At 60.4% G+C, this 21308-nt stretch carries 22 protein-coding genes and 4 pseudogenes; 13 read left to right on the top strand and 13 right to left on the bottom strand.

What is annotated here, in order from left to right; translation table 11 throughout:
- Positions 1–41 precede the first annotated feature (41 nt).
- Positions 42–1400, top strand: a complete 1359-nt coding sequence (locus ACRQ5Q_RS42980; RefSeq protein WP_439400316.1) for an amidohydrolase family protein — start codon at positions 42–44, stop codon at positions 1398–1400.
- Positions 1401–1821: 421 nt separating this feature from the next.
- Here ACRQ5Q_RS42980 and ACRQ5Q_RS42975 read toward each other — a convergent pair.
- Positions 1822–1935, bottom strand: a pseudogene (locus tag ACRQ5Q_RS42975) (IS110 family transposase); the annotation flags it as partial.
- Between the two features lie 294 nt (positions 1936–2229).
- Between ACRQ5Q_RS42975 and ACRQ5Q_RS42970 the strand changes: the two are divergent.
- On the top strand, positions 2230–2979 hold the full coding sequence (locus ACRQ5Q_RS42970; RefSeq protein ID WP_439400315.1) for a Crp/Fnr family transcriptional regulator: 750 nt from the start codon (positions 2230–2232) through the stop codon (positions 2977–2979).
- Positions 2980–3072: 93 nt separating this feature from the next.
- Positions 3073–3306, top strand: coding sequence for a DUF3606 domain-containing protein (locus ACRQ5Q_RS42965; RefSeq protein WP_439400314.1), 234 nt, complete (start codon positions 3073–3075; stop codon positions 3304–3306).
- Between the two features lie 630 nt (positions 3307–3936).
- Here ACRQ5Q_RS42965 and ACRQ5Q_RS42960 read toward each other — a convergent pair.
- The gene (locus ACRQ5Q_RS42960; protein WP_439400313.1) at positions 3937–5274 is read right to left on the bottom strand and encodes an IS5 family transposase; all 1338 of its coding nucleotides are present in this window, start codon (positions 5272–5274) and stop codon (positions 3937–3939) included.
- Between the two features lie 291 nt (positions 5275–5565).
- Here ACRQ5Q_RS42960 and ACRQ5Q_RS42955 point away from each other — a divergent pair.
- Together ACRQ5Q_RS42955 and ACRQ5Q_RS42950 are read left to right on the top strand one after the other, a co-directional pair.
- Positions 5566–5814: pseudogene (locus tag ACRQ5Q_RS42955) on the top strand (ATP-binding protein); the annotation flags it as partial.
- A 483-nt stretch (positions 5815–6297) separates the two neighbouring features.
- Positions 6298–6564, top strand: coding sequence for a hypothetical protein (locus tag ACRQ5Q_RS42950; protein WP_439400312.1), 267 nt, complete (start codon positions 6298–6300; stop codon positions 6562–6564).
- A 228-nt stretch (positions 6565–6792) separates the two neighbouring features.
- Here ACRQ5Q_RS42950 and ACRQ5Q_RS42945 read toward each other — a convergent pair.
- Positions 6793–7144 (bottom strand): annotated as a pseudogene (locus ACRQ5Q_RS42945) (transposase); the annotation flags it as partial.
- A gap of 195 nt (positions 7145–7339) precedes the next feature.
- On the opposite strand from ACRQ5Q_RS42945, the gene ACRQ5Q_RS42940 reads away from it, so the two are divergent.
- The 3 genes and pseudogenes from ACRQ5Q_RS42940 to ACRQ5Q_RS42930 all read left to right on the top strand — a co-directional run.
- Positions 7340–9118: an arylsulfatase gene (locus ACRQ5Q_RS42940; protein WP_439400311.1), complete on the top strand. Its 1779-nt coding sequence runs from the start codon at positions 7340–7342 to the stop codon at positions 9116–9118.
- A 478-nt stretch (positions 9119–9596) separates the two neighbouring features.
- A complete protein-coding gene (locus ACRQ5Q_RS42935) occupies positions 9597–9776 on the top strand; it encodes a hypothetical protein (protein ID WP_439400310.1) in 180 nt (59 codons plus the stop codon).
- Between the two features lie 197 nt (positions 9777–9973).
- Positions 9974–10081, top strand: a pseudogene (locus ACRQ5Q_RS42930) (SOS response-associated peptidase); the annotation flags it as partial.
- Between the two features lie 751 nt (positions 10082–10832).
- On the opposite strand, the gene istB reads toward ACRQ5Q_RS42930, so the two are convergent.
- Positions 10833–11576, bottom strand: coding sequence for an IS21-like element helper ATPase IstB (gene istB, locus ACRQ5Q_RS42925; protein ID WP_439392912.1), 744 nt, complete (start codon positions 11574–11576; stop codon positions 10833–10835).
- A 15-nt stretch (positions 11577–11591) separates the two neighbouring features.
- Complete coding sequence (gene istA / locus ACRQ5Q_RS42920) at positions 11592–13130, bottom strand: IS21 family transposase (RefSeq protein ID WP_439392910.1); 1539 nt, start codon at positions 13128–13130, stop codon at positions 11592–11594.
- Positions 13131–13272: 142 nt separating this feature from the next.
- Between istA and ACRQ5Q_RS42915 the strand changes: the two genes are divergently transcribed.
- Positions 13273–13503, top strand: coding sequence for an isochorismatase family protein (locus tag ACRQ5Q_RS42915; protein WP_439400309.1), 231 nt, complete (start codon positions 13273–13275; stop codon positions 13501–13503).
- Between the two features lie 144 nt (positions 13504–13647).
- Here the strand turns inward: ACRQ5Q_RS42915 and ACRQ5Q_RS42910 are convergent, their stop codons facing one another.
- Positions 13648–14037 (bottom strand): nuclear transport factor 2 family protein, encoded by a 390-nt coding sequence (locus ACRQ5Q_RS42910; RefSeq protein WP_439400308.1) that lies wholly within the window; start codon positions 14035–14037, stop codon positions 13648–13650.
- A 268-nt stretch (positions 14038–14305) separates the two neighbouring features.
- A complete protein-coding gene (locus ACRQ5Q_RS42905; protein ID WP_439400307.1) occupies positions 14306–15628 on the bottom strand; it encodes an epoxide hydrolase family protein in 1323 nt (440 codons plus the stop codon).
- A 351-nt stretch (positions 15629–15979) separates the two neighbouring features.
- Here ACRQ5Q_RS42905 and ACRQ5Q_RS42900 point away from each other — a divergent pair, with 351 nt between their 5' ends.
- Positions 15980–16327 (top strand): hypothetical protein, encoded by a 348-nt coding sequence (locus ACRQ5Q_RS42900; protein WP_439400306.1) that lies wholly within the window; start codon positions 15980–15982, stop codon positions 16325–16327.
- Between the two features lie 296 nt (positions 16328–16623).
- Here ACRQ5Q_RS42900 and ACRQ5Q_RS42895 read toward each other — a convergent pair whose 3' ends face one another.
- The 4 genes from ACRQ5Q_RS42895 to ACRQ5Q_RS42880 form a co-directional block, all read right to left on the bottom strand.
- The gene (locus ACRQ5Q_RS42895; RefSeq protein ID WP_439400305.1) at positions 16624–16818 is read right to left on the bottom strand and encodes a hypothetical protein; all 195 of its coding nucleotides are present in this window, start codon (positions 16816–16818) and stop codon (positions 16624–16626) included.
- A 220-nt stretch (positions 16819–17038) separates the two neighbouring features.
- Positions 17039–17293, bottom strand: a complete 255-nt coding sequence (locus ACRQ5Q_RS42890; RefSeq protein WP_439400304.1) for a DUF6894 family protein — start codon at positions 17291–17293, stop codon at positions 17039–17041.
- A 100-nt stretch (positions 17294–17393) separates the two neighbouring features.
- On the bottom strand, positions 17394–17741 hold the full coding sequence (locus ACRQ5Q_RS42885) for a hypothetical protein (RefSeq protein WP_439400303.1): 348 nt from the start codon (positions 17739–17741) through the stop codon (positions 17394–17396).
- A 125-nt stretch (positions 17742–17866) separates the two neighbouring features.
- A complete protein-coding gene (locus ACRQ5Q_RS42880; RefSeq protein ID WP_439400302.1) occupies positions 17867–18172 on the bottom strand; it encodes a hypothetical protein in 306 nt (101 codons plus the stop codon).
- Positions 18173–18616: 444 nt separating this feature from the next.
- On the opposite strand from ACRQ5Q_RS42880, the gene ACRQ5Q_RS42875 reads away from it, so the two are divergent.
- The 3 genes from ACRQ5Q_RS42875 to ACRQ5Q_RS42865 all read left to right on the top strand — a co-directional run bounded on the left by ACRQ5Q_RS42875 (position 18617) and on the right by ACRQ5Q_RS42865 (position 19542).
- Positions 18617–18919 carry a hypothetical protein gene (locus tag ACRQ5Q_RS42875; RefSeq protein WP_439400301.1) on the top strand — a complete coding sequence of 101 codons (303 nt, stop codon included), beginning with the start codon at positions 18617–18619 and terminating at the stop codon, positions 18917–18919.
- Positions 18912–19118, top strand: coding sequence for a hypothetical protein (locus ACRQ5Q_RS42870; RefSeq protein WP_439400300.1), 207 nt, complete (start codon positions 18912–18914; stop codon positions 19116–19118). Before ACRQ5Q_RS42875 ends, ACRQ5Q_RS42870 begins: the two co-directional genes overlap by 8 nt.
- A 244-nt stretch (positions 19119–19362) precedes the next feature.
- Positions 19363–19542 (top strand): hypothetical protein, encoded by a 180-nt coding sequence (locus tag ACRQ5Q_RS42865; RefSeq protein WP_439400299.1) that lies wholly within the window; start codon positions 19363–19365, stop codon positions 19540–19542.
- A gap of 38 nt (positions 19543–19580) precedes the next feature.
- On the opposite strand, the gene ACRQ5Q_RS42860 is transcribed toward ACRQ5Q_RS42865, so the two are convergent.
- Entirely contained in the window at positions 19581–20279 is a 699-nt protein-coding gene (locus ACRQ5Q_RS42860) for a helix-turn-helix domain-containing protein (RefSeq protein WP_439400298.1), read from the bottom strand.
- 441 nt (positions 20280–20720) lie between these two features.
- Positions 20721–21011 (bottom strand): hypothetical protein, encoded by a 291-nt coding sequence (locus tag ACRQ5Q_RS42855; protein WP_439400297.1) that lies wholly within the window; start codon positions 21009–21011, stop codon positions 20721–20723.
- Positions 21012–21308: the final 297 nt, after the last annotated feature.

Raw genomic sequence — 21308 nt, 5'->3', positions numbered from 1 at the left:
TTGTGAAGGCTCCGGAATATTCACTTGGGAGGGCAAGCCAAATGAACTTGGTATCCCAAAGGTTTTTCGTCGCCACGCTCACGTTTGTAGCCGTTGGGCTTGCGTCCGCCACTCGCGCGCAAGTCAGTCCGCCAGCCAATGCCGCTGCGTCGTTGTTCCAAAATGTGCGAATCTTCGATGGCAAAGGTGGTTCACTCTCCGCGCCGTCCAATGTGCTGATCAAAGGCAATATTATCCAGCGGATTTCGACGGAGCCGATCGCCCCAGAGCAGGGCGTGACCGTCATTGCCGGAAACGGACGAACGCTGATGCCCGGTCTGATCGACGCGCACTGGCATGCGATGCTGATACGCCCCGGTCCTGCTGGGGCGATCGTCGGTAATATCGGATACAATAATATCGAGGCGGGGGTCGAGGCGACAGACACGCTGATGCGCGGCTTCACCACGGTCCGCGACGTCGGCGGTCCCGTGTTCGGACTGAAGGCGGCCATCGACTCCGGCCTCGTCCCAGGACCGCGTATTTATCCTTCGGGAGCCTTTATCACGGTGACCGGCGGACACGGGGATTTTCGGCAGTTGTCTGAACTGCCGCGGACGGTCGGCGGCATGCTGAGCCGCATGGAGCAGATCGGCGGCAGCATGGTCGCCGACAGCCCCGACGAGGTTCGCGTCCGCGTCCGCGAGCAACTCATGCAGGGTGCCTCCCAAATCAAACTGACGGGCGGCGGCGGAGTGTCCTCGCCGTTCAGTCCAATCGATGCCTCCACGTTCACCGAGCCGGAACTTCGGGCGGCCGTAGAAGCCGCCGAGAACTGGGGCACTTACGTAACCGTGCACGCATTCACGTCGGCGGCCATCCAGCGCAGCATTGCGGCTGGCGTGAAATGTATCGAGCACGGCTTTCTGATGGACGAGGCTACTGCCAAGCTGATTGCCGACAAGGGCATATGGCTCAGTCTGCAGCCCCTTCCGGAGGCGTTGAGAGAAGGCTTTTCGGAAGGCTCGGTCCAGCGTGCCAAGGCCGACGAGGTCTGGCCGGGCATCGCTCGCACCTATGAGCTGGCGAAGAAATACAAGATCAAGGTGGCGTGGGGCACCGACGTGTTGTTCTCGCAGGCGCTGGCGCAGAAACAGGGAGCCATCCTGGCATCGCTCGTGCGCTGGTACACGCCTGCCGAAGCGCTCGCGATGGCGACCGGGACCAACGCCGACCTGCTGGCATTGTCCGGCAAGCGCAGTCCGTATCCAGGAAGGCTCGGCGTCGTGGAGCAGGGTGCGTTTGCCGATCTGCTGCTGGTCGACGGCAATCCGCTCGAGAATATCGACCTGATCGCCGACCCTGCGAAGAACTTCAAGGTTATCATGAAGGATGGGCGGATATTCAAGAATACCCTGTAAGGCAACTGGTCCGTTCCGGTCCATGTCCCTTGTTGGCCCGACTCGAACCTCCGGCGACGCCCGCCTTTGCGCCGGCTGTCGGGGGCACAGCGGAAATCGAACGCACGTGACGCGAGCCGCCTCGATTTATGAGTACGCGCCACGCCTGGCCGCCACATCCATGCGGTCAGAGGGAGCGGTGAGCCTATCTAGATACGCGTGGTTCGTCGGACGACGGCCACTGCGCGTGTAACGGCTTCACCGCATCCACCGTCCCGGCGACGGGACTTCGGGCGCTGGGCTTCAGTTCATCCTGGTTGCTTTCTCGATCTCCTCCACGTCTTCTATGCTGCGATTGAGCCCGCTTCGGCCCATCGGTAAGTCGTGCCAATGACCCAGATCCGATGCAGGATCACTGCGAGCATGCGTGCCAAGGCGACCTTAAGGCGTCGGGTTCGCTTGCGACCTTCGCTTCCTTCAGGATCTTACCCTGGGCGTCCACAACACACACGCTCGACAGTTCCAATGACACGTCGATTCCGGCATAATTCTCCACGGATGTCCTCCGTCTCCAGATGCTTGGCGCCGACTCAAGTCGCGACCCCGTTTCATCATCTATCGGGGGACAGCCACCATCATGACCCCTTGCTCCGGAGCCGGGCCCATTACCGCATCTAGAAGGCTCGTCCGAGTTGGCCAATTAAGGAGCACTAACACCAAAGGCACCGCTGCACGGCGGAAGCGGTGGCCGACTGCGTCGCGCCGTGGGGTTATCGAGAAAGTTTGGAACATGCCCTCGGATACTGGTTTGAGGCTCTGGGTGCTTCTGCCTGCTCTAGGGGCTTCCGCGATGGCGCTCCAGACTAGCCTCGGGAATGGACTTTTAGCGGCTTTGCCCCCAGCGGATCTCAACCTGCTTGAGCCTCACATTCAGAAGATATCGTTCGAGTCTCACGCTGTGTTGGTGCGAACCGGTGATGAACTCAAACAGGCCTATTTTCCTATTAGCGGGATCTTAGCGTTCCTGGTTGAGATGTCGGACGGACACATTGTGGCGTCCACTCTCATGGGCTCGGAAGGCGCGGTCGGGGCTCTCTCTGTTCTTAGTCCCTCGCACTCGCCCGTCACAGCAACTGCCTATGTGGCCGGTGCTGCGCTCCAGGTCCCTGTTTTACGATTGCAACAAGCTTTTGAGCAAAGCGGCGCCATTAAGCGTGTTCTGCGCCTCCATCTCCGCACTCAATTGCTGCAGCTTCAGAATGTGGCCGCCTGCAACGCTGTGCACTCGGCGGAGTGCCGTATGGCTCGATGGTTGCTTGAGATTCATGATCGTGTCGCGAACGGGGAGATTCGATTAACGCAAGAGGCGCTCGCACAACTTATCGGGGTGCGGCGAACGACCGTTACTCTAACGATGCGTAAACTTCGGGAAATCGGCTGCATCATATCGGAGCGACGCGGCGTGTTGGAGGTCCACCGGACGCGGCTCGAGCATGTTGCTTGTGAGTGTTACGGCGTGATGCGTCAGAGGATCAAACGGATGTATGACGAGGAGCTGACAATGGGCTCGCCGAACGTTTCGCATCATCGTTCGGAATGACGGACGGCGAGGCCATACGCGAGAACTCCACTGACCGGAGTCCAAGATAGGCAGTTTCATTTCGGTGTTACGTTGAGGAGTGCGCCGCGGATATTGCGCGGTACGAACGGCCCCGGGCATCTCTGGGGCTGGAGACGCACCGAGACCGCCCGACGCACCAGACTAAATGCGGCGCGCGCCGCTGGCATCCTCCCGCTCGGGATTCACTTCCGCAGTCCAAAAAGATACAGTGTCCTGAATTTAATGAGCGACTGCTCCGCAGTGAAGAAGGCGGTCAAGAAGGTGGGCAGCAGCCGCAAGAAGGTTGAGCGGCGGCTCGGCCGATGACGCCATCGCTGTTAGGAACCAGAGCCTCTGCGGTCAGTTCAACGATCCGTCTTGCGTGCCTCCTTCCGCAAGACGCTGTTGCCGACTAAGCCCCAACTCGCTACCCTCCGGGCGAGCTGGGGCCTTCTTTTGGATTGCCGTTAGTCGATTAGTACGAGCATCTGGGAATGCTATGTCGTGTAAAGCAGTCGTCTCGGTTTACGTTCGTTTGAGGAACCAGCAGGCCCTGGAAGACATGAGAGATCTTCGGCGCGAATTGCTCCAATCCATGTCCGACCCCGCAGCCAAGTACGTTCACGCTGATCTCCGATCGATCGAAGATGGGCTGGAACAGCTCCGCCGAAATCGGCAAGAGGACAATGGGGCCTATCGTTTGTCCGAGGTACGCCGGTTGCCCAAGAGCTAGTTGCCCGGCGCCGATGCAGTTTTTGGTCTGGGCTAGTCGATGCCTGCGGCGCTGTCCTGACACCCGCAATTCTGATTAGGACAGGGAACGTTTGCGCGGTTGCCAAGTTTTCCCCATGCCCTTCCCCAAGGGTAACCCCAATGGCCCCAGCTCTATGCCCCCCGTACCCCGCGAGCTGGGGCCTTTCTCTTTGCACTCCTAGTGAGTGCCTCTTTCGTCGTCCGTTAAGAAGGCGAATTGAGCGGGGCGGGACGGCCGAACGTGCGCCATAGCTGGAGCAGGATGAGGCACAAGAGTTCTCTGAGCCAGGCGAGGATGCGGCGGAAGTTGTGGCCCACGGCTGAGAGGATGACGTTAGCCGCATCGCCGGCGCGGCCTTTGAGGTAGCAGCGGCCGAGGTGACCATCGGCCTTCAGGTGTCCGATGATGGGTTCGATGGCGGAGCGGCGGCGCAGCTCGCGCTTGATGACACCGAAGACGCCGCGCTTCTGGCCGGAGATGAAGATCCGTCGGGGATTTTGTGCGTCGTGGCCGCGGTATCCCTTGTCGACATAGGCCCGCTCGATCGCGCAGCCGGTGAGTGTCTCGGTGCGGTCGATGACGTCCCGCAAGGTGTGACCGTCGTACGGGTTATCGGGTAGCGCCCTGGCGTGCAGCACGAACAGGCCCCCGGGAGAACGGCGGTTGTTGGTGACGATGGAGGCTTTGACGCCGATCTCGTAAGGCGCGGCTGCTTTGCCCTTGCCGATGCACTCCACCTCCGGGGCGTGGAAGGAATAAAGCTTGAAGCCGCGCTGGCGCTGCTGCTGCGAGCGGATCTGCGAGGCCCGGCTGAGCGGGAGGGCGAACGTGTTCTCAAGCACAGCCTGACCTTCGATCTTGCGGCGGATATCGCGGATGATCCGGCCCAGTCGGCTGCGCAGGATGCGCAACTGCCGCTTGAATTGCTTGGCATGGCCGTAGCGTCCCGCCATCATTGTCGCGGTTTTGGCAATGCGCAGATAGGACTGCCGCAGCTTGACCCCGTGCTTCCTCGCCAGACGGTTGAGCCCCTTGATCGCCGCGTGCAAGAGCTTGGCATCGGTCGGGAAGGTGATCGCCTTCGGCTGCACGGTGGTATCGACTGTGACCCGCTTGATGTCCTGGCTGCGTAACGCGCCGGCCTCGTGTGCCACCCGCAAGCTCTCGGCCAGCAACAGCTCCAGCTTGTCGCCGAGCCGCTTGCGCCAGTGGCTCAGGTCCGAGCGCTCGTGCGGGAATGCGTGCTGGAAGAACTCTTCGCCGGTGAAGTACTGGAAATATGGGTCGTGGACCCAGCGCTTGCACACCCCCTCATCGGACAGCCCGTAAATGTGCTTGAGCAGCAACAGCCCGATCATGAAGCGGCTCGCGATCCCGGGCCGACCATTCTCGCTATAGAGCGGCGCGATCTCGCCGTCGATCCAGTCCCAATCGACCTTGCCGGCGAGCTGAACCAGCTCGTGCTTCATATTGATGATTTGGTCCAGCCTGGCCCGGAACAGATCGCCCGATCCCGTCGTCCTGTGCTTCTTCGGTCGCATCGCCACCTCCGATGCGATGACGGAATCATGGTTGGCGATTCGACGGAATCCTGAAAATGAAATTGCAAGGTTCCGACGCCCGAAGCATCAAACCCCTGCAAACGCAAAACAGTCCACAACGACAAATGCGATTCTAGCTCAATCGCTTAGCCACTCTTCACGGACGACTCTTTCGGGCAATCGTTATTCTTTTGCGGCGGGGATAAGATCGGCAGACCTCCGGGCAGTTCCAGCCCTGCCCCGGAGCGCAGGCGGCCTCGCCACGCGATGCCAGCGTTGGTGGGGCCGCATCGCGAAGCCGCCATGCGCGCCGACCGGCGCCTGACCAATCGCCTGGCCGCAGCCAAGCTGCGCTTCGTCGACGCCTGTATCGAAGACGTCGACTTCGCCTCCCGCCGCGGCCTTGACCGGCGCAACACCCTGCAGCTGGCGCAAGGCGCCTGGCTGAAAGCCCATGAGAACTTCATCATCACCGGCCTGACCGGGACTGGCAAGACTTGGCTGGCGTGTGCCTTCGGACGCCAGGCGGCCAGGCTCGATGTGACCTAGCGAGCGCCAAGCGCCGGTACTTTCAAAATGTGCGACTGCGCACTCGGCGGCGTCTTGCCGACGCTTCTCTCGCCGGGCCGGACCTGCACATCGCGATTTGCAGCCTCCATGTTCCCTGACAAGGAACATTACAAATACTTCTTCAGGTCACAAGTGCACACAGCGAAGTTGCCGATTGGACATAGACTTCGCTTGCATGCGCAATCATCCTGACGCGCCAGCCGTCGGGCCGCCTGGCCCCGCACTCCCTCTCCGCAAGAGGGCCAGCTGGCCCGAGGCGGCCTTTGCGCAGCATCAAGGCGAAGCCAGGCATCTCGAATAGACTGGACGCGTAGCCGAACAACCTGTTGTCAGGCTGCTGAGGTTATGAGGCTCGGTCTCGTAGGCAGACCGGGCCTCGCCTAACTGCCGATGTCGCACATGCGTTACGGAGTATTGGTCTCACCGGATCAGGCGCGCGACAGGAGGCCAGATATGTTTGCTAAAGATTACAGCGACGACCTGAGCGCCACTGTGCGGTATGCCTTGGAAACAACTCGTGCAATCGCGAGCTGTCCCTTTCACCCTGAAGTGATTATACGCATAGGTGACGATGCGGCCGAGAGCCATGCCTTGGAGCGGGCGAAGAAGATCGTCAAGCGCGATGGCACCAACTGGGAGCCCGCAAAACTTAGGGAAGAGATCGGACGACAGCTCGCGGACGCTGCAGATGGCGAATGCCCGCGCTGCGCGTCGCATTGAATCGACCTGGGTCTGCAACCGTCTTCTCCGACAGCATTCCGGCTTGGCCCAGTCGCTGTTGCGTGCGACCGCATCTCTTGCGGCAGTTTCCTAGGTGTGCTGGCCGGCGCTCGGTGTTTCCTTCGCAGATTGCAGTGACAATGTATCGAAGATGTCTGCTTGCGAGAGCCATCAAGAAGCGTTGTGTCCAAATGCAAGCAGTCTCAATGAACGATTATTCCGCCAGGATCACGTCTTGGCTGCGACCGGAACCCTGTAATTCTCCTGCTTGATAAGTAGCGCCCGGACGATCCGTGCCGTCTTGTTGGCGACCGCGACCCTTACCAGCATGCGCGGTTTGCGAGCCAGCATCTGTTAGGGTCACGAACCCCTTGGCGCACGGCGTTTGCTCGCCTGTTGCACGACCGCGCTGGCTGCCGATGATGAGGAGGCGCCTGAGCGTGCGTTCGCCCATCTTGGATGTCGCACCGAGCTTCTGCTTGCCGCCAGTCGATCTCTGAAGAGGCGTGAGACCGAGCCATGCCGCGAAGTCACGGCCTTTGGCAAAGCTCTCGGCCGGCGGCGCTAGAGCGGCGATCGCGGGATGCCGTCGGCGGGGCGTCCACCCCATCATAAGCAATGTCGGCTCCCGAGGGGCGAGCGGAAATCTTCTGACTGGCCAGAGTGTTGCCGCTTTTGAGCCGACAGGGACATCCTTTGATCTGGATCAACCTTGAAGTGTGCGCCGCTCCCGATCCTGTACGCCTCAGCACCTGTCAAAGGAGAGGATCACGCCATGAGCAACGGTGACATTCCTAAAAACTCCAAGAGCGCCGAGCCGACCAGCGCAGGATTGAAACGTCGCGATTTGTTATTAAGCGGTACTTCTCTCGTGGCCGCTTCCGCGCTTTCGGCTGTCGGGCTCACAAGCCCGACCCAAGCGCAGCAGCAACCGGGAGCTCCTGCAGCTGACGGAAAGCGTCCAAACATCGTTGTCATCATGGGCGATGACGTTGGTTGGTTCAACATCGGCGCCTACCATCGCGGGATCATGTCGGGCAAGACGCCGAACCTCGACAAGCTGGCATCTGAAGGCATGATATTCACGGATTATTACGCCGAAGCAAGTTGTACGGCAGGTCGGGCGAACTTCATCACCGGCGAGTTGCCGATCCGCACCGGACTGACGACCGTAGGCCAAGCAGGTGCCGATGTGGGGATCCCGGCTGAGGCTGCGACGCTCGCCACCGCGCTGAAGGCGCAGGGCTATGCCACCGGGCAGTTCGGCAAGAACCACCTCGGCGACCTGAACAAATATCTCCCGACCGTGCACGGATTCGACGAGTTCTTCGGATATCTGTACCACCTCGACGCGATGTCAGATCCGTACTGGTACTCGTTCCCCGCTAACCAGGACTATTACAACAAGAACGGCCCGCGCAGCCTGATCCATAGCTATGCGACTGATACCGACGATCCGACCGAGATGCCGCGCTGGGGCAAAATCGGCAAGCAAAAGATCATCGATGAAGGTCCGTTGCCGCCGTTCCCGGATATGTCGAACGTGCCCAACATGCACGATTTGCCCTTCCTCAAAGCGAAGTATGACATGACGACCTTCGACGAAGTGTTGGTCAAGGCTTCCAGCGACTTTATGGACAAGGCCAAGCGGGACGGCAAGCCGTTCTTCGTCTGGCACAATACCACGCGGATGCACGTCTGGACGTTCCTCTCGAAGAAGTACAGCGCGATGCAGAACAGCGAGACGAACTACGGTCTCGAGGAAGCCGGTATGACGCAGATGGATGACAGCATTGGTGCCCTGCTGAAGCATCTGGACGATATCGGTGAGACTAACAACACCATAGTCATCTTCACCACGGACAACGGCGCGGAGGTGTTCACCTGGCCGGATGGCGGCATGACCCCGTTCAAGAACACCAAGGGCACCGTTGGCGAAGGTGGCTTCCGCGTGCCGTGCATCATCCGCTGGCCGGGCGTGATCAAGCCGGGGACCGTCGAGAACCAGATCATGTCGGGGTTGGACTGGTTCCCCACCCTGGTGGCCGCGGCGGGCAATCCCAATATCGGCGAGCAACTGCTAAAGGGCGTGAAGCTCGGCGAGCGGACGTACAAGAACCATCTGGACGGCTACAATCAGATGGATCTGCTCACCGGAAAAGGCCCGTCCAAGCGTCATGAGATATTCTACTTCGGTGGTGCGCAGCTTGGTGCGGTCCGCATCGACAACTTCAAGTTCCAGTTCTATCAGCAGCCATGGGGCTGGCCGGGCGAGAAAACCACCACCGACATGCCCTCGATGGTCAACATTCGTCAGGATCCGTTCGAGAGATTGCCGTCCTTGCGCGGGGAAAGCCTGAACACCGGCTCTCCCGCATATGTGAACGACTTCTATGCCCGCGAGTTCTGGCGCTTCGTTCTGGTTCAGGAGTATGTCGGGAAGTTGGCCCTGACGGCAATCGAATATCCGCCCATGCAGGACCCGGCTTCCTTCAATCTCGAATCGGTGAAGAAGAAGATCGAAGAGATGATCAAGCACCGCGAAGGTCAGTAGGTCATCACCTCGGATCGAAGCTGGTCCGACAGAGGCAAGCCTTAGCAACAAGGGAGCGTATGTGACAGATGCGCTCCCTCAAATCGCAAGCCGCGCCTATATTTTTCTCGTCCGCCCCTGGCGCTTGGGCAAATTGCACCCCTAATTGCGATGTCTGCTATTTGGCCCTTCAGAGACATCCGAAGATTGCTGCTTCTCGCCGCGTTTGGGGCTTAAGCGGATATCAGGTGGCGGCCAGCCTCTTGATGAAGGCCCACCGTCACTGCTTTCTTGTCCACGGTGCCGATTCTGCAACAGTGCAGGAGCGTGACTCGTCCTATGCTATGCGCGCGTGCTGATGGGGCGCCCTAGGCCTTGAACGTGAAGAGTTTGTCGGTGTTTGCTCAGGGCCCTAGCTCCCCCGGGTGGTGGTTGCATTTTGAACTCAAAAAGTTTGTGCGCCAGCGTTAGCTCGCTCGGCGCTGGCGGAGGCCGCGTGATGATGTTACTCATCTTCTTCACGGTAAGGACCGACGCATACTTCTCGATATGGGGACTACTCGTTTCGCCCAGTGTCGGCATTCTCACTTCAACTATCCCCAGCAGCATCATCGAGCAGCGGCTTGATGGCTTGGCCGATCTCGCCCCGGTCATGAGCCGCGCGCGGGGCTCCCGCTAGCGATGGCATACGCGTTTCGCGTTATAGCGGGCCTGTTTGGCTTCGGGAGAGAGTGACGCAACCTCAGACTAGCAGGGAAGAGCGGGTCATGATCGCTGAACATTTCTTGGTCTGGACTGCAGCGTGCTCGCCTTCCTGGCCTTCGGTTCAGCGGGGTAGAGTGACCTTCGCCGTTCCTCTACCTAGCGGCCCGGAGTTCGGCGCGGCCGGATGAGGCTCTGAAGCTGCAACGACCGCTGGCGGACGGAGCGCTGCGGGTAGTGGCTCGCGGCGTCAAGGAAGACCCCGTTGAAGCTGCGGCTTGACCATGGTTCGGACGTTCGGAACGGGCTGCGTCGGAAAGCCAGAAATAGGGGTCGACACGTCGGGCAAAACAGTGGTCGAATGCCAAGATCGAAAACTGATGGGCGAATTAGTGAACTGAAGGAGGGCGGGACGCGAGTTCTGCCCCTTGTCGTTTGAGCGGCCGGCCCAGATTGCGGTGTATAGGCGAACGATTATTTCCGGCCCCATGATACGCGTTGCCGGAATGCTCGTCGCGGCGATCCTCGGAAGTGCTCGATTCCATCGGAGACACGTGCCCGGAGTGCCCCGCGAGCGAAAGGGCTCCCGACCGACTGAGCGAAGCGGCTCCGACAACTCGGAACGACTTCACCTTAACGCCGGCGCGCGACCCAGACTCCAACCAAAAAGGCGGCCAAGAGCGACCGCAGCGGGGCATTTATCGCTGCCTGCAGGAGCGGGGGATCGACACCCTTATCGTTTCCGGCACCGTGACGCAGGTCTGCTGTGCGCATTCCAGGGATGGTGATCAGGTGTTCCAGGCGATGGTGATCACGGATTCCAGCGATCGTGATCAGATGCGGAGGCGAACACGACTGACGGGTTTATGTGTGCTGGAAATGGTCTCCTGGTCAAGGCTGGCGGGTTGGTTCGGAGATCGTTCCGGCGGTCCATGGGAGGGCCCCGTGCGCGGCGCGGAGTGCCCCCATGAGCGACGGAGCGACGCGCGCGGGAGGGGCCTGTGGGCCGGCGGGGCGATCGTGCGCGAGGTGCTCACGGTTTTTTCTTTTCGCCAGCCTGACGCCGTAGACTGTCGCCTTTGAGCTCGAGGCGGTGCGCATTGTGAATGATGCGGTCCAATATCGCATCGCCAAGGGTGGGATCGGCAATGACGTCGTGCCATTGCGACACGGGGACCTGACTTGTGATCAACAAGGATCCCTTGTCGTAGCGATCATCGACAATCTCGAGCAGATCGCGGCGCTGGTCGGCGGTGAGCGGTTCGGGTCCCCAGTCGTCAAGGATGAGGAGATTGACGCGCTCGAGCGCGGCGATCAGGCGCGCCAGACGGCCTTCGCCGCGCGCCTGGGCGAGATCGGCGAACAGGCGGGATGTTCGCTTGTAGAGGACGGAGAAGCCGTCGCGGCAGGCCTTGTTGCCGAGCGCACAGGCAAGCCAGGACTTGCCGGTGCCGGTTGGGCCGACGATGACCAGGTGGTTGGCCTCACGGATCCATTGGCAGGTGGCGAGGGTTTGGAAGAGCGAACGGTCAAGGCCGCGAGCGGTGCGATAGTCGACGTTCTCAATGGCGGCGGCTTGCCGGAGCTTGGCACTGGTCAAGCGGCGCGTGAGGCGGCGGTTGTCGCGGGCGGTGACCTCGCGATCGACGAGGAGGCCGAGCCAATCGGCGTGCGGCATCTCGGCCGCCTCGGGGTTGTTCTGCAGTTCAGTGAGGGTATCGGCCATGGCGGCGAGGCCGAGGGCGCGCAAGCGATCGACGGTGGGGTGAATAAGCATGCTGATCTCTCCTGATCAATTGTAGTAGCTGCGGCCACGGATGTTGGCGTGGAAGAGGATGGGCGCCTCCTCGGCGGGAGGCGCGGTTCTGTCGGTGCCGTTCTTGAGGATGGCGGCGACCGTTTTGTACGAGCGGGCGTTGAGCAGCAGGGCCCGGGCGCAGGCGGCGTCGACGCGTTCCTGGCCGTAGCGCTTGACCAGCCCGAGAATGCCGATCGCGGAGCGGAAGCCCTGTTCCGGATGCGGCCGCGACCGCAGGATGACGTCGATCAGGGTGTCGGCGTCGGGGCCGACCTTGGCGGCTTCGGAACGAATACGCTCATGGGTCCAGTCACGATAGCGGCGATGCGAACTCGGCATATGCTCGGCAATCGTGGTCGGGCGATGCGGCAAGGTGCTGCGCAGATGCGAGGCCACGCGCTTGCCACGGAGGAAGATCTCGACGGTCTTTTGGGTGATGCGAGCCTCGACCTCCTGATGCAAGAGGTTGTGAGGGACGCTGTAGTAATGCTTGGCGATCTCGACGTGATAATCGAGGTTGACCCGGCAGCGCTTCCACTCGGCATACTCGTACGGTTCATCCGGCAAGGGGGTGAGCGCCTGATGATCGAACTCTTCGAACAGATCGCGCCGACTTCGCCCCCAGCTCCGGAGAGGTCGATCGTTCAGCTCGACAAGGAGGCTGTGGATCGCCTCGTTGAGGGCGGCGAGCGAGAAGAAGCGGCGGTTGCGCAGACGCGCCAGAATCCATCGCCCGACGATTTGGACCCCGACCTCGACCTTGGCTTTGTCGCGCGGCCGATACGGCCGCGCCGGGACGATGGCGGTGCGGTAATGGCGGGCGAGATCGGCATAGGTCCGGTTGACCATCGGCTCGTGAAAGCAGGCCCGGGTGATGCCGGCCTTCAAATTGTCGCTCACCGTCTGCCGGGCCACACCGCCGAAAAAGGCAAAGGCCCGCACGTGCGAGGCGATCCAGTCCGGCAGGCTCTGGGTGAGGCTGGCCTCGGCGTAGGTGTAGTTCGAGGCGCCGAGCACGGCGACGAAGATCTGCGCGCTGCGCACCTCACCGGTGAGCCCGTCAACTACCTCCATGGTGTGGCCGGAATAGTCGACGAACAGCTTCTCGCCGGCGACATGGACCTGGCGCAGGGTCGGCTTGAGGCGGCCGGCCCATTCCTTATAGCGTTCGCAGAACCACGCATAGCTGAAGCTGTCGGAGTTTGCGTCGCAATACTCCTCCCACAACAGCATCAGCGTGACGTTCGGGCGCCGCAGCTCGCGATGCACGAGCGCCCAGTCCGGATGCGGACGCTCGTCGCTGGGCCGATCGGAAGGCGGCGGAAACAGGCGGTTCTCGAGCTGGACGTCGTCATCGAGCTCCGTTGGCAACGGCCAGGTCAGACCGGCGCGGCGGGCTCGGTTGACGTACTTACTGACCGTGCCCTGGGCCAGACCGAGGCTGCGGGCAACGGCGCGTTGCGACATGCCGACGCTGTAGTGCAGGCGTAGAACTTCGCGAATGTGGCGCATGGACAGTCTCTCTGTCGGCATCTCGATCCTCTGCGGTTGGGCAAAAGACCGAGCTACCCCGGTTGCAGACTGTCAGCGGTGGGCGCCTCCTGGTTGTCCCCGATCATGATCGCTGGAAATAGCGATCACGATCGGCTGGAAACGGTGATCACGATGCTCTGGAATGGGTGATCACGATGGCCTGGAATCGGTGATCACGATCGGCTGGAACGCGCACTGCTGCGACTCGACGGCGAGGGATGCAATGATGATGAACTATAAGGTGTTTTTTATTGCCGATGCCTGCGCCGCGCTAACCGATGCCGAGCAGGCCGAGACGCTGTCCGCAATGGCGCACACCTTTTGTGACGTGCGGGATATTCGGTCAATGCTGTGCCTCATCGCGCAAGATTGATTTCCAATATTGGGCTCTTAGCCGTCCAACGCCTAGACGGCTGATGTCTCCGATCAGGTGCACCAGCGGAAGTAGTCCCACGAAGCTTCGACGGCAGAGGTTGACCTGAACCCCACGTCTAGTCTGAAGTGAGACGCCAGCATCTTAAGACCAGAACAGGTCCTCCCGCTGCTCATCGCCTTGATATTCGCGGAAGTCGATCGCCTTTCCGTTCTTCATCCGCCAGACGTGGATCTCCGGAAACGATGCGGAAAGCCCGTTTCGTTGTGCATGCACAGTGACCAAGGCGACAACGAGATCATTGTCAGCCAGCACATTGTGCACATCAATACTAAACGCGCCGGCGGACAGCTCCATCGTGTGTTGAAAGAAGGCTCCGATTTGATCGTGGCCGGTATACTCGCCTGATAGCGGACCATGACCAGGAACGTGCCAAGTAATGCCCGCGTCGAAGACAGCAAAGACGGAAGGGATGTTTCCTTGCGCAAAGTCTGAGTAGGCCTTGCGAATAGTCGCCGAATTTGACTCGCTCATTGTTGTCTTCTGCATAAGAACGCACCCTGCGGAACTGACCCTGATCGCGATAATGCTTAAAGTCTAGCAGCCTGGAGTCGTGGTCCCTTGGTCCTGAGCCGTCGATGCGAGCGGTCCGCTGCGCGGAGTGGGCCGGAATTGAGGTAAGCTCTGCTGAAGGGCAGGTCGTGATCCAAGGTCGCCATTCACGTTCTCTGTCCGCTGCCTCCGCAGTTTAAGTCGCGTCAGTTGGAGTGCCTAACATTGTCGGGGTCGAGCCTCCCGTTCGTTACTTGCGCAAGGATCTGAAGGCTGCGCGTATCTCATCTGAAAACAGCATCGGCTCCTCCCACGCCGCAAAATGTCCGCCACGTTCGACCTCGTTGAAGTAGGCCAGGCCGGGGTACATAATCTCAACCCAACTGCGAGGCGCGGCAAAGATTTCGCCCGGGAACGCCGTAAATCCCACCGGAACCGCGACCGCCGGAGGAGACTTGCCGGCCGCATGGGCTGCGGCCTGTCCGGCCTCCCAGTACCACCGCGCGGCCGAGGTTCCAGTGCCTGTCAGCCAGTAGAGCATAATGTTGTCGAGAATGGTGTCCCGGGTGAGATTGCCCGCGGGCTTACCGTCCACGAACGCCCGGGAAATCTTGTAGTAGCTGTCTGTGTCATGGTCGAGCATCCAGCTCGCGAGCCCGACGGGCGAGTTCAGCAGTGAGTAGCCGATCGTCTGTGGTCGCGTCGACTGCTCCAGGAAGTAGCCAAAGCCACTCGTTCTAAACGTCGCTGCCGCCTTCTGCGCTGCGCGTTCTTTCTCAGATTCTGCAGGCAGTTTGTCGGACATTGCCGCCACACCCGCAAGCAAGTTGACGTGGATGCCGAGAAGCCCCTTAGGTGCCTGCCGCCCCATCGCATCCGTGACTGCCGCTCCTACATCGCCCCCCTGAGCGACGTATTGCGTGTAGCCGAGGCGCTCCATCAGCACGGCCCAGGCCCGCGCGATGCGGGCGGTGTCCCAGCCGAGTTCGGTCGGCTCATCTGAGAAGCCGTAACCAGGCAAGGACGGCAGCACCAAATGAAATGCATCTTCCGCAGTGCCATCATACTTGGTCGGGTCAGTCAGAGGACCGACGGTATCGAGGAGCTCGATGACCGAACCAGGCCAGCCGTGCGTTATGATCAGCGGCAGTGCGTTCTCGTGCCGGGACTTGACGTGGATGAAATGAATTTTCACCCCGTCGATCACGGTCGTGAACTGTGGTAGCTCGTTCAGTCGCGCCTCGACTTTGCGCCAGTCGTACTCAGTCGACCAGTAGCGGGCGAGCGCCTGCAGCGTGGCCAGCTGCACACCCTGTGACCGATCCTCAACGAGCTCTTTGGTGGGCCAGCGCGTGGCCGCGAGGCGCCGACGGAGATCAGTGAGGTCTTCACCCGCGACATTGATGTGGAAGGGAAGAATTGGGTCGGCTTTGATGGTGCCGAGCGAGGACTCACCTTGATTTGATTGCGCGCGTGCGGTGACGAAATGTATTGGAAGCAACGTGACTGCACCAGTTGCAGCCGAGGCTGCGAGGAGGCGGCGCCGAGTGGGTAAGGGGGAGATTGTGGCCATGGTCGGCCTCCCTAGCTTACGAGCCCCGCTCGAAGACCGGTGAACGGGGATACGTCGGCCACCTTCAGACTGTACAACGATTGGAGCTGTGCCTGGGCTAAGCCAGTGAGCAATTATTCAGACCATACTTTTGATATGAACTGCCGGCGGCCGTGGTACGAACACTACAACCGCGAACTTTCCACCGCACGTGATAAAATTGGCGGCTATGACTAGGCTACTTAATAGGACAGGGCAATTGGCCGTTCTCGGCGCATCCGGTACTCCTTTTTGGACGACCTCCAACACCAAGACGTTAAACCCGTGCCTTTCGGCTCACGATTGCCCTAGCCCAGACAGGGTCAGTTTACGATGGTTCCGCTCCGCACTACCGTCGTCATGAAGACGGACATAAGTGGCTCAACACCCCGCTTTCGCGAACTGCTGGGAGCAGATCTAAAAGCGCTTCTTCGTGAACATCGGGACTTCTTGGCGCGCCATGCGGCCCGCTACGAGGGGCGCATTATCAAGGCCGCGGGGGACGGCCACTGGCTAGAATTTCCCAGTGCCACCGGCGCTGCCAAAGCTGCTATTGAGATGCAGGAAGCGTTGCGGCTAACACAATTGAACCGAGGCGACGACCGCATTGCGATACGTGTTTTCTGTACCGCGAATATTGCCGTGCGCGCCTTGTCGAGATGCGGAAACAGCCACTCCTGACGAACAGCCCTGAAACTGAAAGCCCGGAATCAGAGGGCAATGTCAGAAGTTCTGACGGCCTAGGCGACTCGCAGCGCGAAGACGACCAAGACCAAGTTGAACGGTTCAATCACCGTGGTCGCGCTGACGGTGAGTGCTTTTAGTCGCGTGCGGGCAGCCGAGATGCCTGTCACTCGCTACCGCGTCCGCAGTTTTCCGGATTACCGATTGCCAGGCGGCGGGGCCGGGCCGCCATCTGCTCTGCTGATGCGGTAGAGCGCGTCGAAAACAATCCGCCAGTGAGCGCCTGACGCTTGTCAGTCCTGGTCGCTATGCTTGACGATCCAAAAGCTGCCGTCGACGTGCGCCTCGATCCGCCACTCGCCGCCGTAAACGTCGCGAAACCCGTCTGCGACCAGAAGCGCGCTCTCAAGCGGCGTCAGGTCTTTGCAGATCTCTGCGAGCTCGGCGAACATCGCCTCTAGCTCCGGATCGGGTCGCCCGCGCGTCATCGCTCTGGTCTCCTCGGGCTCCGCCGTGATGGTCCGTGAACCGCTCAACGATCCGCTTGAACCGCGCTATTTTATCATCGATCTCATTGCACTTGTCACACATGGTCGCACCGCTTGCGGAGTATCTGCGGCCCAATAATTAACGAATTAAGCCCGTGTTCCGAAGCCCACCAGAGCCGGCAAGCCGCGCAGTTCGCGAGTTCACGCCGGAACGGCGGCCTTACTGGCCTTTCTGTAGGCGCTTGATATCGAACTGGAGCCGGGCCTGCATCACTAGGCCCTGTTCGTCGCGGACCTCAATCGAGAGGTTGCGCGTCACCCCCAGCGCGGCGGTCGCGCGAATGGCGTCGCGCGCCAAATCCGACAGCGCGCGGGTGGCCTCATTTTGAACGGCTTCCATGTCCGGAAGGTCCAGCCCCTCTTCATCCCGGCCGAGGTGAGTGCCATCTCTCAAGTCGAAATAGTATCGCGGCATTGCCGATTAATTTTGGAACGTGAAGGAGCGTTCCCCCGCGCTGGGCCTGGATCGGCCCTTACTCTGCGATGATCGATCTCAATGCACTTTTCACACATGGCTAGGTTCGCGGCGTCGGCTGCGGCGACGGTGTCGCAGCGGGCTGCTGAGCCGATGGAGCAGAAGGTTGCTGCTGCGGTGCTGTGACCGGCTGCTGATCGCCGCCACCATGCGGGACACAGGTCCCGACGTTGCTCAGCAGCCGTTTGGCTTGATCCTCGCGAGCCTTCTTGTAGTCCCTGCGTCGGTCGATCCGTGCCGCCGCCAAGCGGTCCCACGCATCGAACGCATCGGAGTAATGCTGCCGCATTTGCTCCTCAGCGGCCAAACAGTCAGTGAACTTGTCGAACACCAAGTCTGTGTTGACGGGCGAAACGCCGCCAACCAGCACTACCAGCATCCATTTCATAGTTTTGGGCTCGCGTTCGCGGCTGCCCACGGGAACGGCGTGACATGAGCAAAGTTCCAACCGTTGCTTGGCGATGCCACGAGGCCAAATACGGACAGTACCCCAACTGCTGGAGAAAACCCGCATCAGACGGGTTGGCCGCCCCCCACGCTCGCGGCGTGCGCCAGTAGATCCTCCCCGGCCTTCTTGATCCGTACATAGGTCCCGCTCTCGTGCAGCTCGAGCCAGTCGCGCTCGACGGCATACTTGATGCCGGCGCCAAACTCTGGGCCTGTCGCCTTGCAGCCGTCCTTTGAGAGGAACGGCGCGTTGATCTTCTCGATGTGGATGCGGCCGTCCTGAAAGGCCTCGAGGCTCTTGGCGAGCTCGATCAGCTTGCGCGCGGCGGCCTCTGGTTCGGCAAAGGGCCGGCTCGGGGCGAACTTAGTCACGCCGCGCCCTTACGATCGAGTAGGTTCGCTAGGTTGTTCCACGCCAATGCGATGCGCACCCACTTTTCGCGCTCCAGGGGGCACGTCGCTGCTATAGCTTTTCTCATTGCAGCGAGAGCTTCTGCTTGATGGTCGGGGGGTCGAATCATGAGGACTATCGTTCGTCGGAATTACTAAAACCGACGTAACGAGACAGTCCGGGAAACTACCGGTCAGGACGCGGGGCCCATTGCCAATGGCGGCTTGCCGCTCTCGAATCGGGTCTGACATCAGCACCGCGTCTGCCGCAACACTGGCAGAAGAACCGCGACTCGATATCCGATAGGCGTACATCATCAGTCCATTGATCGGCGCTTGTACATCACAGTCGAGGCGAGGCCGATATGTCGTCATCCGCACATCGCATCAGCGTGGATGGTCCGCGCTGTTTGGATGAACACAAACATGACCCAGAGCAACGACACTCCGAAGCCGACCGCGCGGCAGCGATACTGCGTCGCCAATCGGTTTGGGGATGTGCCTGACGATGTTTTTGAAGAGGCACAACGCCGCAATTCTGCACCGCGCACCATCACCCAATCATTTTTTGGCGACCCACCTGCTGGATTTTCGGCGCTTGATCGAAAGAGGTGCGGCGATGGGGAGAAGCCCAACTCTCTTGCGCGCGCCACCGATCCCAGCCCCCGTTGGCAGGCGATGCCGATAATGTTGTCATCCGCACCAGATGGAGAGGGAAGTCATGATTGAAGTGCGTGAAATCGAAACGCGTGAAATTGAAGTGCGTGACCTGACTGACACGGAAATCGAGTCGGTGTGTGGCGGGGTCGCCGATCTCGGCAAGTACATCACAAAGGCGGTTGATGACGCTATCAGCAGCGCCATCGGGGGCAACCCTGGCGTAACGGCCGGGGGTTGGCCGGCGGTTCGGCCAGTAACGTCCCCTTAACGGTTACCAGCCATCCTGAGGTCGCGTGGTTGAACGCGATTCCCTTTGGACGAACTCACAGGACGCCCGTCGACAAGGCCAACCTGTCGACGGGCTTTCTGTGCCTGGACTGTCATTGAACGCCGCGGCGTTACGGCTGGCGGGCGAAATTTGCCGCCACTTGGATCGATGTCGCATCTCAACATCACCTTCTTCTCCCCGCTAGCCCGGCATGCACGATAGCGTGCAGACGAGCCAAGCAGCGATGCGGCTTAGTCTGGGGGATGAGCTCCGCCAACTTCCTTCGCTGATGCTTCGGCGCGACCCGCTAGCACAGCAATTGCCGTTCGCTTTATGGAAAGATATTCTGATGACCGCCGCTGGTTTTTGCGGGGCGGACCGCGAACGATTTGTGGCGGTGGAGAATATTCGTCTACTGGTGTGAGCTTTGCCGACCCAATCTCAGACCGTCCAGGGAGAGCCTCAGGGTCTGTTCGGCGGCAGGTAATTCGGCGTGTCGAAGGCCGTCAGGCGGTCGTGGTCGAGCACAACGATTTCGCGCTGCGTATTGCTGAGGAAACCTATGACGCCATCTTCATGGAGTTGGGACATCGCGCGGGACACGGTCTCTATGGTCAGTCCCAAATAGTCGGCGATGTCGCGGCGAGACATCGGCAGCGACATCACGCCTGCCGCTGTCGAGCGCGCATTCATGTCACGCAGAAACGCGGCAACGCGCTCCATCGCGGTTTTGCGCCCGAGCAGGAGCAGGTGGTTTTCAACTTGCTGCAAGTTGGATGTGGTCATCGTTCGCAGGCTGCGCGCTACACCTGGGTCAGACTCCGCCAGATTTTCAAGGGTTGTTCGCAAGATCAAACGAACAGTAGTTTCGACCACCGCCTCGGCGGTGAACCGATGAAGGGCAGCGTTTTCCAGCCCAAAAATGTCCCCGATTAAGTGGAATGCGCCGATCTGCCGTCGCCCATCGGAAAGCAGCTTGTGCGTTCGTACGGCACCGCATTTGACTTGATAAATGTATTTCGCGGGTTCTCTCTCCCCGAATATTTCGGCGCCCTTTTTGTAGGTGAACTCATTCAGATTGATAGCCTGATCTGTGCTGCTAGTGACCCCGAAGTCGCTGAGCGAAGTGGCGGGATGTGCTGCAGTCGTGCGGACTAACATCGAAGGCCTCCCGCCGTGAGTGAGCATACCAGGGGTGAGGGCCCTGAGGTATCCTGAGGCAGCGTAGTCTTCCGTTGCGCCCGTGGTCAACAGCCGGTTGTCGCCGTGAGGGTTCCCAACCTGGAATCTAATTCATTTTGCGGCGCAGCTTCCTAAGCATCTCTCGCAACTCAGCCGCATATTCCTCGATGACTTTGCGCGCCTCCTCTAGGCTGGACGGCCTCTGTCCGTCCCGCGGCTCCTTGTGCATGGTGTTATCGTCCTGCAACGGGAACTCTCCCCGCGTATCTGTCGACCGGCGGACACATATGACAGGCATGTGTCGGATCCAGTAGGAGACGCCCACGGTGACGAGTAGTTCCTCCGATGGAGGATGGCACTATTGCTCGGTTGAAGAGATCTTGCAGGATCAATCTGCCAGGACCTTTACGCGATATCGCATCAGGTTGGCCTATCGGGGAGGCGGCCTTGGTCCTCAGACCAGTCGATGATGTCGAAGAACATCCCTCGTTTAAGCATCTCGGCTTCAAGGTTTTCCGCGTGCTGCTTCCAGTCGGGCGTCTCGCGAATTCGGAAGCGAGGAGCCTCACCTGCGGCCTTCTGCGCATCGTCAGAGGCGAGCGCGCCGCGAACGCTCTCGTACATCATCGTCAAGCTGTCGTTTGTGAAAGCGCGGTAATCCATGCAGCCAAAAAAGGCCGTCACCGGGTTGAGATCGGCGACGGCTCCCAATGTGTGAGTTCTAGGTTATTGCGCTGGTCGAAGGTGATGATACCGCGCCGCGGTTAACGGGCCGTTCACTGTGCTCCTAACAGCGACAACAATAACGGGGCACGGCCGAACACGTCTGCGGAGCACGAGAGCGAAGAGCGGCCTGGTTGACGACCTCTATGGCCGCTTTTGGGAGGCGATCCGACCAAGCTCAGGTATAGAAGGCAGCTTGGGACCCCTATCGGAAGTCGGCGGGTCCAATCTGGCCATCCACCGTCGGTAAATATCGCAGCCATTCGCCGGATCGGATGCCTCGCG

The organism is Bradyrhizobium sp. PMVTL-01 (assembly GCF_051861855.1).
In the GTDB taxonomy this organism is placed as follows: domain Bacteria; phylum Pseudomonadota; class Alphaproteobacteria; order Rhizobiales; family Xanthobacteraceae; genus Bradyrhizobium.
This window is presented reverse-complemented; position numbering and strand designations above follow the sequence as displayed.